This is a genomic window from Varibaculum massiliense (genome assembly GCF_900106855.1).
Taxonomy (GTDB): Bacteria; Actinomycetota; Actinomycetes; order Actinomycetales; family Actinomycetaceae; genus Varibaculum; species Varibaculum massiliense.
The window spans coordinates 1,991,558-2,004,287 of the sequence record NZ_FNWI01000004.1 but is presented as its reverse complement, the minus strand read 5'-3'; the positions used below and the strand labels follow the sequence as shown (position 1 = coordinate 2,004,287).

General features: G+C 54.3%; 9 protein-coding genes. All 9 read right to left on the bottom strand.

Going from position 1 to position 12,730, the window contains the following annotated elements:
- Window positions 1-12: 12 nt before the first annotated feature.
- Window positions 13-597 (bottom strand): regulatory protein RecX, encoded by a 585-nt coding sequence (locus BQ5456_RS08845; protein WP_071129651.1) that lies wholly within the window; start codon window positions 595-597, stop codon window positions 13-15.
- 16 nt (window positions 598-613) lie between these two features.
- Entirely contained in the window at window positions 614-1,687 is a 1,074-nt protein-coding gene (gene recA / locus BQ5456_RS08840) for a recombinase RecA (protein WP_071129650.1), read from the bottom strand.
- 284 nt (window positions 1,688-1,971) lie between these two features.
- Entirely contained in the window at window positions 1,972-2,253 is a 282-nt protein-coding gene (locus BQ5456_RS08835) for a DUF3046 domain-containing protein (RefSeq protein ID WP_071129649.1), read from the bottom strand.
- A gap of 4 nt (window positions 2,254-2,257) precedes the next feature.
- On the bottom strand, window positions 2,258-2,578 hold the full coding sequence (locus BQ5456_RS08830) for a helix-turn-helix domain-containing protein (RefSeq protein ID WP_071130015.1): 321 nt from the start codon (window positions 2,576-2,578) through the stop codon (window positions 2,258-2,260).
- A gap of 171 nt (window positions 2,579-2,749) precedes the next feature.
- On the bottom strand, window positions 2,750-4,087 hold the full coding sequence (gene pgsA, locus BQ5456_RS10505; protein WP_071129648.1) for a CDP-diacylglycerol--glycerol-3-phosphate 3-phosphatidyltransferase: 1,338 nt from the start codon (window positions 4,085-4,087) through the stop codon (window positions 2,750-2,752).
- 47 nt (window positions 4,088-4,134) lie between these two features.
- Window positions 4,135-6,636, bottom strand: coding sequence for an FtsK/SpoIIIE family DNA translocase (locus tag BQ5456_RS08820; RefSeq protein ID WP_071129647.1), 2,502 nt, complete (start codon window positions 6,634-6,636; stop codon window positions 4,135-4,137).
- Between the two features lie 103 nt (window positions 6,637-6,739).
- Complete coding sequence (locus BQ5456_RS08815) at window positions 6,740-7,678, bottom strand: PfkB family carbohydrate kinase (RefSeq protein ID WP_071129646.1); 939 nt, start codon at window positions 7,676-7,678, stop codon at window positions 6,740-6,742.
- A 22-nt stretch (window positions 7,679-7,700) separates the two neighbouring features.
- On the bottom strand, window positions 7,701-11,036 hold the full coding sequence (gene lysX / locus BQ5456_RS08810) for a bifunctional lysylphosphatidylglycerol synthetase/lysine--tRNA ligase LysX (RefSeq protein WP_071129645.1): 3,336 nt from the start codon (window positions 11,034-11,036) through the stop codon (window positions 7,701-7,703).
- Window positions 11,037-12,728: a ribonuclease J gene (locus tag BQ5456_RS08805; RefSeq protein ID WP_071129644.1), complete on the bottom strand. Its 1,692-nt coding sequence runs from the start codon at window positions 12,726-12,728 to the stop codon at window positions 11,037-11,039.
- Window positions 12,729-12,730: the final 2 nt, after the last annotated feature.

The following is a 12,730-nucleotide window of genomic DNA, read 5'->3' as shown; positions in this document are numbered from 1 at the left end:
GGTCGCCGCGCCTTACTTGTTTTCAAACTCTCTATCCGCCAGTGCCGCGTTGGTGGCCTGGCGACACTGGCTAGGCGAATAACCTTTACGCGCCAAGAAAGCACCAAGGCGCCGCATCGCCTGCGGATAGGTAACATTTCCCAGCGAGCGAGCTTTCTTTTCCGCCAACATTTGGGCACTGTCTGCCTCTTGCTCGGGGGTAATCTGTGCTAATGCTTCTGGCTGCAGATGGGGGGCTATCCCTTTCCGGTTCAGCTCTTGAACTAGCGCCCTGCCCACTAGCCCTCGCTCCTGAAAACGGGTACGCACTAACATCGCCGCATAGGCCTGGTCATCTAGCAACCCCACTTCACAAAACCGGTTGACGATTTCTTCGGCGATCTCCGGCAAGAAACCCGCTTTAGTGAGTTTTTGACGAATCTGCCCGCTTGAGGCAGCGGTGCGATCTAGCACCCGCAGCGCGGATTCCCGTGCTGCTTCTAGGGCTTCTTCGCGGGGTAGCTGGGCATTTTTTTGCCGCCTCGCCGCCAGATCCGGGTTTTGTTTCCGGCGGCGAGGGGCTCCAAAATCATTTTCGGGGTCGAGATATTTAACCATTTGGATTTAGTGTTGGTTAGTTCGCGCTATCGTCAGCCGCGTCCCCGGCGTCCTCGGAATCTTCCTCAGGGATAATCCCCACCGCTTTTAGAATCTTTTCTTCGATTTCATTTGCAAGCTCGGCATTGTCTTTCAGATATTGCCGCACGTTTTCTTTTCCTTGCCCCAGTTGGTCGCCCTCGTAGGTGTACCAGGCTCCCGATTTGCGCACGATTCCCAGATCAGTTGCCAAATCAATTATGGAGGCTTCGCGGGAAATCCCCTCCCCGTACATCAGGTCGAACTCGGCGGTCTTGAAAGGTGGCGCCATCTTGTTTTTTACCACTTTTGCCCGGGTACGCGAACCAATCGGCCCCGAGGAATCTTTCAAAGTTTCGATGCGGCGCACATCGATCCGGACTGAGGCATAGAACTTCAGTGCCTTACCACCGGTAGTGGTTTCGGGAGAGCCAAAGAAAACCCCGATCTTTTCCCGCAACTGGTTAATGAAAATCGCGGTGGTGCCGGTGGCCGAGAGCGCCCCGGTCATTTTCCGTAGCGCCTGGCTCATTAGCCGAGCCTGCAAGCCTACATGGGAGTCTCCCATTTCCCCATCGATTTCCGCTTTGGGAACCAGGGCGGCTACCGAGTCGATAACTAAAATATCGATACCCCCAGAACGCACCAGCATATCGGCGATTTCTAGTGCCTGTTCCCCGGTGTCGGGCTGGGCAACTAGCAGCTCGTCCGTGTTCACCCCCAGCTTCTTGGCATATTCGGGGTCGAGGGCGTGCTCGGCGTCAATAAAAGCGGCATTCCCGCCGGCTTTTTGCGCGGCTGCTACCGCGTGCAAAGCCACCGTAGTTTTACCAGAGGATTCCGGACCATAAATCTCTACGATACGCCCGCGCGGCAAGCCGCCAACTCCCAGGGCGATATCTAAAGCCACAGAACCAGTAGAGATGACCTCTACCTGGCGATGGGTGTTCTCCCCTAGGCGCATCACTGAGCCTTTTCCGAACTGTTTATCAATCGCAGCTAAGGCCATATCTAGAGCTTGCTCACGATTTCCACCTGCATTTACCTGCCGTTTTGCGGTCTTCTTCGCCATGGTTTCGATCCTCTCTGGTTCTCTCCGAACGGTTAATAGTCTGGCCTGGTTATTATTGGCTTGGGATTCCCCTCTCCGAGGAGCCAAGCTAACGCTACGTACGACCAAATACGATTTACAGTTTGGCGATAATCCCTGGGGGAAATATCGCTGACTGCGCGTCTGGGTACAACTCTACCTAGCGAACAGATGTTCGACAAATGAAACGCCGAGAGATAATAAAACAGCGAAAAAAGCGCCAGGAAAAGGCGGCTAGCTTCGTAAAATCTAAGTCCCACCCCGAGCTACTTGTCGCGGGTAAGCTGACCACTATCCCCTCTTAGCAGCCCTTTTCGCGTCAGTTCGTTCAAAGTTCTTCGGTCAGCACGGTGGATGAAACGCAAGTCGGGGTCACTATCAGTCTGTTCTAGCAAGAAATCCCAAACCTGCTGAGGATCTTTGCCCTGCGCTAAGGCCTGAGCCGGAGTGGCATGCAAATCCGGTAAATAAAGATCAAAAAGAAGCGACGCCCCGAAAGCCTGCCCAAAGACAGCTTTCAGGGCGTTATCGAATTCAGAGCGTTTCACCTGGCTAGACTACCGAATGTACCGGTACTTCCGGAACCTGGCGCCGTACCGATAGCCCTTCGGCCACTGCTACCCGCAAAGATACTTCCCGCAGTACCATTGCCATCGGCACCTCGAGGGCTTTACAAATAGCAGCCAGCAATTCCGAGGAAGCCTCTTTTTGTCCCCGCTCTACTTCGGATAGATAGCCCAAAGACACCTGGGCACTGGTAGAAACTTCCCGCAGCGTACGCCCCTGGGAACGGCGTACCATCCGCAAAACTTGCCCGATTTCTTCGCGTAGCAAGGGAGTCTTGTTCCCCGTATCTTTATCTGTCATATCCATAGCATATCCCCCAACTTGCTGGACGCCCGCAGGCTTGGAACCGCCCGCAGCGCTTTCCCTTCGATACTGTCTTTCATTCACACTCATTTCAACACCACTGCCCATTTTTTCATTCCCCTTAAGCGAAAAAAGTGCCAGTGTTCACACACAAGTGACCTATTTGGCTTTCCTTTATTTTTCTTTCTTCCGCCGGCGCATCTCGGAACGACTAAGAGCAAAGCGAGGCGCCGGGGATTCCGCTTTGGGTCCAGGACTGGTTGCGGCACTAGTTTCTTCCTCCGCGCGATTATCATCGGCGAGGGCGTCTTCGCTATTCGTAACGGCAGCTGCTCTAGCAGATAAATCCGGGATTTCTACCTTTACCTGCGGGATAGAACTTTCCGAGGATTCCTCAGCTACCTCCCCCTTCGCTGCTGCTCTCTGTTTTTCTTGCGCTTTTTGTTGCTCGCGCCTTTGTCGGCGCGAGGGGAACTTAACCTGATGCCTATCCTCCGCCGAAGACGCCGGGTGGTTCTCACTTTGATCCGGCTTCTCAATCTGCGGCGCAGGCTTTTCGGACACCGGGGTTTCTTCCTCTAAGGATTTAGCCTCTAGCTTTTCTGCTTTCGCGTCCGCTGTTTCCTGAGGCTTAGTATTGTTCTTAATCCGCGGTATCCAAGTCTTCTTGAAGTTTACAAAGTCATCGACCAGCTCGTCGTCCTCGTCGTCCTCATCATCTTCTTCCTGGTCTGCACTGTCTTCCGCGTCTTCTTCCTTCTCTACTTGCGAGGTTTTTTCGGCAGCAGCCTTCTCACCGGTCTGGCTAGTGGTATCTTCCAGGCGCTTTTCGCTTGCTTCCGTTTCCGCTTCAGAGGCATCCTTTTCAGCGTTTTCGCTGCTCCCGACAGTTTTTACTTGTTGTTTCCGGTTATCGTGGGCATCTAGGAAATAGACCATTCCAGAAAGTACGGTGGCGACGAACGCGGCGATGAGGGCGGCGATCGCCAAATACATAATGACCACACCCACCTGGGTGTTGAAGGGGTAGCAAATCCCGGCCAACATCCACAAGAACACCATTAGAATCTGCAGGCTGGTTTTGATTTTCCCACCCTTAGAAGCCGGTAATACTACCCCAGAACGCAGCAGATACATCCGCAAGAGGGTAACCGCGACCTCTCGAATAATCACTACGGCGGTAAACCACCACCACAGGTTCTGGAATAAAGAAAGTAAAACGAAAGCCGAAATCATCAGGGCTTTATCAGCAATCGGGTCAACCAGTTTCCCAAAATCGCTGACTACCTGCCAACGGCGCGCCAATTTACCGTCTAAATGATCGGTATAAGCAGCCAGGCAGAACACCACCAGCGCAATAATCAGTAAAGTTACTGTCCCCTGCATAAATTGGACTATCATCAGGGCAATAAACACCGGCACCAGGATAATCCGCACCACTGTCAGCAGGTTTGGGATAATTTTCCGCCACTTTTCCGAAAAAGCAGCGGGCTTCTCTTTGCTTTCCATCATCTACTACCCTAATAGATTTTTTCGCTCTAAAGGCGCGTTATAGGTGCTTAGCGTCCGGTAAGCTCCCACGCGTCCTCGTCGCTGGCTGCTTCCACTTCCTCTAAGGTGGGCTCTTCCTCGCCCCCTGCTAACTCTGCCGGGGAGGAATCTACTTCCGGGGTCGGGGGATTTTCCCCGCGTAACATAGCTAATACCTCGGGCAACTGCTCGGGAGAAACCAACACTTCCCGGGCTTTAGAACCCTGGGAAGGCCCTACGATTTCTCGAGACTCCAACAAATCCATCAATCTTCCGGCACGAGCAAACCCCACCCGCAATTTACGTTGCAACATGGAAGTAGAGCCTAACTGGGTATTTATCACCAGTTGCGCCGCCTCTAGCAGATCATCCAAGTCGTCACCGATATCTTCAGCAACTTTTGGTTTATCCTCTTCCTTGACGATTACATCCTCGCGGTATTCTGGGCTGGCCTGTGCTTTCACCGCGTCTACTACCCGTTGAATCTCGTCCTCGCCCACCCAGGCACCTTGAATCCGCATGGGCTTTGCGGTTCCGGCGGGCAGGTAGAGGGAATCGCCCTGACCGATTAAGGCTTCGGCGCCCCCCTGATCCAAAATAGTGCGCGAATCCGTGATTGAGGAGGTAGCAAAGGCCAGCCGGGAAGGAATATTGGCTTTGATAATACCGGTAACTACATCCACTGAAGGTCGCTGGGTCGCCACCACCAAGTGAATTCCGGCTGCCCTCCCCAACTGGGTAATGCGCTGAATAGAAGCCTCGACATCGCGGGGAGCAACCATCATCATATCGGCTAACTCGTCTACCACGATTAACAGATAGGGATAGGGGGTGATTTCCCGTTCAGATCCCGGAGGGGGTACCACCGAGCCTTCCCGCACCGCCTGGTTGAAAGAATCGATATGTTTATGCCCAAAATTGGCCATATCGTTGTAGCGGTGATCCATTTCTTTAACCGCCCATTCCAAGGCTTCTGCCGCTTTCTTAGGGTCGGTAATAATCGGGGTAATAAGATGGGGAATCCCCTGGTAAATGGTGAGTTCCACCCGCTTGGGGTCAACTAGAATCAACCGCACCTGCTCCGGGGTGGCTCGCATCAACAGCGAGGTAATCATGGCGTTTACGAAGGATGATTTACCAGATCCGGTTGCTCCCGCCACTAACAGGTGCGGGGTCTTGGCCAGGTTGGTGACCACGTATCCGCCTTCGACATCTTTACCTACCCCTACCATCAGCGGGTGGGTGGAGTGGTGCGCCGCCGCCGAGCGCAGCACATCGCCGAGCGCCACAATTTCGCGGTCAGTATTGGGGATTTCGATTCCGATGGCGCTCTTACCGGGAATCGGGGACAAAATCCGCACATCCGCACTGGCTACCGCATAGGCGATATTATTTTTCAGGTTAGTAATTTTCTCTACTTTAACCCCGGGCCCCAGTTCCAGTTCGTAGCGGGTAACCGTAGGTCCGCGAGAAAACCCGGTAACTGCCACGTCCACCCCAAATTCGGTGAACACTTCCTCCAAAGCGGCTACTACCCGGTCATTAGCTTCCGAGCGCACTTTGTGGGGCTTCCCTTTGACCAGCAGTTCTTCCCCGGGAAGCTCGTACGTTTGTCCATCGGCTAGTTTCATCCCGCTGTTGCCAGCCCCCGGCAGTAACAGTTCGGTTTGCTCACTGGACTGCCCTTTAGCATCTGCAGCTTTATCTGCGGTTTTCTCCGGGGTTAAAACCTTGGTTTCTTCCGCATCCACCGGTAGTTTCAAACGGCTGGTGCGCACAGGTGTTTTCGGTTCCGAGGAGGTATCTTCCGGGGGTAAAACGCTGGTAGCAGGCTCGGTATCCTCTTGATTTTGATTTTCGGTGGCAGCCGCCATCCGTTCCCAACGCTTGAGCCGCCGGGTGGGAGGTACCTCCTCCCCTTGGTCGTGATTGCCGCTCCCCGCGGCTTCTTCTTCCTCAGAGGCTTCTTCCTCTTGAGAAATTTTCTCTTTGATTCGCTCACCCAGGGCGCGCAATGCCCCGAAAGCGCTAGCCAGAGAAGTGTTAGTGGCGATTAGTAAAGAATAGATTCCCAGTAATACCAGCAGGATTACCGCTCCCACCGGGGAAACTAGAATCTGCAAGGGATGCCCAAATAGCCATCCCAAGATACCGCCCGATTTTTCAATTGCCATAAAATCGCTGATAGCCGGGCTAGAGCAAGCTACATGGGTGATTCCGGTTATGGCGGCTCCTATCCCGATTGCCCCCAACAATATATGTAGCTGAGAGTTCTCCGGATCCCGGTTACGGAACAGGCTAATTGCCGCCCCCACCAAGATTAACGGGGCGATAACACTATAGATGCCCAGCAAACCGGCAGCTAGATGATGCAATACTCGAGTAGCGAGGGCATCCATAGAGAACCATTCGGTTAAAGCCGACATCGTGGCCAGGGCGATAAGTAGGAAAGCTCCCCCATCGCGCACGCGCGAACTATCAGTCAGCGGAGCGTCGGAGTTCTGTTTCTTACTGTTTTTTCTCGCTACCATAACACTGGCACTTTACCTTTCCAGGCTTAAAAGTGGCAGACAGCCACGCCGTAACCACCTAAAATAGCTGTTCAACGCAGTTTAGATTCCTATTATTATCCGCTTAGCGGTATATCTTGACTTCGCTAAGGCGCTGCTCGATTTCTGCAATCCCCGGGCAGGTGTCGTTTCCTGCTTTCCCGGCTGCCAACGCCCCGGCAACATTGGCTCTTGCAAGCGCCTGGGAGGGCTCTCGCCCTTTAACCAATTCCGCTAACAACACCCCGGTATGGGCTGCTCCCACCCCTAAAGTATCCGCGACTTTCACACTGATTGAAGGAATCATGGTTTCCCGCTGGGCATCTATCAATTTTGCTCCGTAGGATCCGATTCTTTCTACTACCCAGGCAGCTGCGGGCAGTTTTTCCGCCACATACCCGCTGCTAAGGTGACCAACAGACCCCGGCAAGAAACGAGCCTCATGTTCGTTACAAGTCAGCACATTCACATAAGGTAAAACTTCTGACACGTACTGCGGATCGATTTGGGAGATTTGCGGGGTTGCCGCCATCACCACCTTTACCTGCTCTGGCAAAGTGGGCAACCAATTGGCCAGCGCCGTGCGATAGGAAGTGTGGGTGAGATCCCCCGCTGAAATATAAGCTACGTCCCCGGGGTGCATTGGAACTTTGTCCAGTTCCCGACTGGAAATATCCACTTCCACCCCGGTAGTTAGCACTGATGCATAGTAGCCGCCAGCCTCAATCATCTGGATTTTCATCCCGATATCGCCAACTACTTCCACCGTTTCAGTCTTGATTTTTGCTTCTCTGAGTACCTGCCTGGCCTGGGTGGAATTGGGGCCGGTTCCCAGACAAGACATATTAACTACCGATACTCCCTGACGGGCAGCAGCCAGCATCACTTCGGCGGCCTCGCCTACTCCTGGACGCTGCGCGGTGCCGAGGACGGTAGTCCCCCGCTCGGGCAGCTGTGGCATTTTCAGGGGCAGGGTTAACACCACCGCTGCTACCGAAACTAACTTGTTGTTTTCTACTGTCATCTTTTCCTGCCTAAATCATCCGTTAATTCCGTGGTTTGACGAACGGGAATGCCAGTACCTGGCGGATATCGCATCCCATCAGCATCATCGCCATCCGATCCATACCTAACCCCAATCCACCCAGGGGTGCCATTCCCAGTTCCAGACAGTTCAAGAAGTCTTCATCCAGGCTCATGGCTTCCGGGTCACCAGCTGCTGCCGCGAGCGACTGCTGAGTAAAGCGTTCCCTCTGATCACGTGGGTCAGTGAGTTCACTGTAGGCAGTTCCTAGCTCCATGCCGAAAGCCACCAGATCCCAACGTTCTGCCAGGCGCGGATCTTTGCGGTGCCGGCGGGTAAGCGGAGAAGAATCAACCGGAAAGTCGCAGTAGAAAGTTGGCTCTACCGTGCGTGCCTCCACTAACTCGTCATAGAGACTGCCAATCAAAGTCCCGCAGGTAGCGCCGGGAGGCGGGGTGAGGTGGTGCTGGGCGCATAATGCCCGCAGGGTTTCCTCGTTGGTGTCGGGAGTAACTGAGGTACCCACTGCCTGGGACACTGCCTCAAAAACCGAGATCACCCGCCACTGGCCAGAAATATCCACTTCCTCGAATTCGGTATCGCTGCTACCTTCTGCGGTTTTTTGCGAATTTACCGGGCGCAGCGCAATTTCTTTACCGTGAATCGCCCGCGCGGCTGCCTGGTAAAGCTCGCGGGTTAGGGTCATCATTTCTCGATAGTCAGAGCCGGCTTTATAGACCTCCAGGGAGGTGAACTCGGGGTTGTGAGTAGCATCCGCGCCTTCGTTCCTAAAGGAGCGACCCATCTCAAAAATTGCGCCCATACCCGCTACTGCCAGGCGTTTTAGATACAGTTCCGGGGCGATCCGCAAGAACATATTTACCTGGTAGGCATTGGAGTGGGTAACGAAGGGGCGGGCATTGGCTCCGCCTTGGACTGCCTGCAACATGGGGGTTTCTACCTCGAGGAAGCCCCGGTCGATTAGTTCTTTACGTACCGCGCTTAACGCCCGTGAACGCGCCTGGAGGCGGCGCAGCGCCGTAGCATCGTTTAGTAAAGTCATAGTGCGTTCGCGGGTGCGAGTAGCACTGTCCAGACGGGCAGCGGGATGCGGCATGGGGCGCAGCGCTTTGGCTGCCAGCGTCCAGCTTGTCGCTATCAGCGAGGGGGTACCGTTGCGGGAAGCCCCACAGTTGCCGCTGACTACCAGCAAATCTCCTAGGTCCAGCAGGCGCAAATGAGCGAACTGCTCCGAGGTCAGGTTTCGTCTTTCTAGCACCACCTGCAGGTAGCAGCCTTGGGAGTGTAAATCCCAAAAAACCACGCCTCCGTGATTTCGCCGCGCCACAATCCTGCCAAGGCTGCGGATCTCTTTGGCATCTTCCCCGCCTTGGTTCGTTTCTACCTGGGTTTTTGCCTGTACTAAAGGAATCCCTAAGTCGAAACCTGCCGGGAAGGACTCGATTCCCGCCGCGCTAAGTTTTTCCGCTTTCGCGCGCCGGGAGCGTTGCTGTTCGCTCAGCTTCACCTGTAACTTGGCGGCCGTATATTCGCTGCGCAGTGATTCCAACTCGGCCAGATACTTACTATCTACTTCCCAATCGAAGGGTTCCCCCTGCAAGGCGGCAGCGGGAGCCGGCACGAATCCCTCTAACATACCTGCAGCTATCAGTGATAACGGCATTAATGGGTCGGAAGAAAAACAAAAGTATCGAGGTAACCATTTGGGGTTGTAGCGGGCATTGGATTCATAGAGGGACTCTAGCTGCCACACCCGCGAGGCTTTCACGAAGATTGCTCGCTTGAGCCGACGGTTAATAGTAGCGTCTACCGCCTCGCCCTCCACAAATACTTCCCTAAACATTGCGAAGTTCAAGGAAAAACGTTCGATGCCTTGTTCCGACCCCTGTTGCAGCAGGGTTAAAACCATGGCTTCTACTACCCCATTAACGGCATTTTCTGCCCGGCGCATCAAGTTGAGTGATACCGCCCGTTTCCCCCAGGGAACGAAGGTAAGCAGACATTGCAATTGTCCATCCCTGCCCCGCGCGGTCACAATCAGTTGCTCTCCCTCTTGCGGAGCAAACATCCTATCTAGGCTCATGGAAAAGCCGCGCTCATTGCCCCGGCGGAACAGCTCCGCACTCATGGCTACTTCTCGTAATTCGGCGGGAGAAAGCTCTTTTTGTCTCCTAATCTCAATTTCTACTCCCGCACGCGCCACTCTTCTTTGTGCGGCAGCGAGGGCGCGTCCGGCACTGGAGTTTCGTTCAAAGCGGTCGGGGCTGATGATGGCTTCATCCCCCATTTTGCGAACCATTAGACCTTGGCGGCGATAGACGCGTGCGCCTTGAGCGCTGGCAGAGATTACCGCGGGCACCCAACCTTGACGATAACAGTATTCTTTCCAGCGCTTAACCGCGTTATCCCATTCGGAGGGATCTCCAATAGGATCTCCGGCAGCCAGCGCCACCCCCAACGCCACTCCGTAGGAAACTGCTGCCTCACCATCGGCACTGAAAACCACTGCCCGGTTATCTCGGGTCGCGTAGTAACTTAAAGAATCATCTTTACCCCATTTAACTAGCAGGGCGCGTAGAGCCAGATCTTCGCTGCGCGTGCGGGCTTTTGCCCGTTGCCCCAGGATGAAACGATTGGCCGCAATCAGCATCACCAGGCCAGAAAGCATCATGATGAAGAAACCGAGGACGCGGAAATCTCCCTGGTGGGCAAAAGCGAAGCGGATATTGAGGCCGCGATGTAGAGGCACCCCGGACATACGGCCATAAACCCATAGCGCCAGCGGACTATTTACCCAGCTTCTGGGGGCGATAAGGCGTGCTAAACCAAAGCCGAATCCAAAAACTAGCAGCTGTCCGCTTAACAGAACAAAAATAGCTTTCCAGGCGGATTGGGCATTGATTTTTCCCCAGAAACTGCGCGCAGATGCGAATAAGATAGCCAGAATCAGCGAGGCTATTACCACCCGCGACCCCAGGATTATCTGGTCTATCAGGACAACTTCCGGGTCGGAGAAAGAAAATATTAGCGCGACCAGACACAGCAACGCGTGCAGAGAATGCAACGCGATGAGGACGATAACTCCGATCCGCTTGCGGGAAAAACAGAGCAGAGCCAAGAAAGCCAATAACACCGCGGTGCCTAAGGTATCGGTAGATGGCACCCCGAGAGCGGTTATTACCAGGAAAGAAAATAGCCCGAAACCATAACCTGCGGTATAACGCAAAGGGATCATTACTAGGCAGAACAGGGCCGCAATAGTATATACCCAGCCTACCCAGGAAGGAACTCGCTGACGCCAGGAAGTAGTAAGCTTTTCTTTACTCGCCACTGCCATCTAAATCTCCACAACTACCGGTACGATCATGGGGCGGCGGCGCAGACGGCGTGCTACCCAGCGCCCCAGGGCGCGGCGCATCGCCTGCTGTAAGCGATAGGGATCGCTGTCTCCTTGATTTAGGGCTTTTTGCAGCGCCTCGGTCACGTCCGGGAGTACTTCCCTAAACACCCCCTCATCCTCGGCCATTCCCCGGGCAGTAATATGGGGACCGGCCGCAATAATCTTGGTAGGCACATCTACCGCCGCAAATACCGATACGAAGCCTTCTTCACCTAAGGTCATCCGGTCTTTTAGCTGGTCTTCATCAATTTCCCCGATGGATCCGCCGTCAACATATACGTATTCGCAATCAACTTGCCCCACTACCCGCGCTTGTCCATCTTTGAGGTCGACTACTACCCCGTCCTCGGCCAAAGCCACGTTTTCTTCTGGCACCCCGGTAGCCTGGGCGATTTTTCCGTTCGCGATTAGGTGCCGGATTTCACCGTGAATCGGCATCACATTCTTGGGTTGCACAATGTTGTAGGTATATAGCAGTTCCCCTTCGGCGGCGTGTCCGGAAACGTGTACTGCGCGGTTACCTTTATGTACTACGTTTGCCCCTTGACGCATCAGGGCGTTGATTACCCGGTAAACCGAGTTTTCATTCCCGGGAATCAGGGAGGAGGCCAGCAGCACGGTATCTTCTGGTTCTAGGGTCACTAGGCGGTGCTGCCCCTGGGCTATCCGGGAAAGCGCCGCCATGGGCTCGCCTTGGGAACCGGTTACCATCCACACACGCTTGTGTGGGGGCAGATTTTTCAGTTCGTCCGCACGCACCACTACTTCCGGATCCAGATCCAGGTATCCGGCTTGAGCCGCGATATTCATATTGCGTTCCATAGACCGCCCGGACAGGCAGACTTTGCGTCCCACTGCGCGGGCAGCATCCAGTACCTGTTGCACCCGGTGAACATGGGAGGCAAAGGAGGCTACGATTACTTGCCCACTGGATTCGGATAGCACCTGGCGGATTACCGGACCGATTTTACGTTCCGGAGCGATAAACCCGGGAACTTCCGCATTGGTGGAGTCCACGAGGAACAAGTCAACGCCTTCTTCCCCCATACGGGCAAAACCACGCAGGTCGGTGATTCTTTTATCTAGTGGCAGCTGATCCATTTTGTAATCCCCGGTGACCAGCAGGTTTCCAGCTTTAGTGCGGATCATTACTGCCAGGGCATCGGGTATCGAGTGGGTGACCGCCAAAAATTCGCATGCAAAATTATCTAGCTCGATGCGCTCTCCCTCACTGACTTGATGTAAGTGAACCGCGCTTAGGCGATGTTCTTCCAGCTTGGGACGCAAGAAATCTAAGGTCAGCTGAGAGCCATAAATGGGGATGTCTTCGCGCAGACGCAGCAGATAGGGAACCGCCCCAATATGGTCTTCATGGCCGTGAGTAAGCACCAGCGCAACAACGTCATCCATGCGTCCATGCAGGTAGGAAAAGTCCGGCAGGATTAAATCCACGCCGGGCTGGATTTCCTCGGGGAAAAGCACTCCGCAATCGACAATCAGGATTTTGCCGTTCAGCTCGATTACGGTCATATTCCGCCCCACTTCCCCCAGACCTCCCAGGGGAACTACGCGGATGGTGCCAGCTTTTAGCTTTGGCGGTAAAGAAAGTTCAGGATAAAGCGGATTCACTT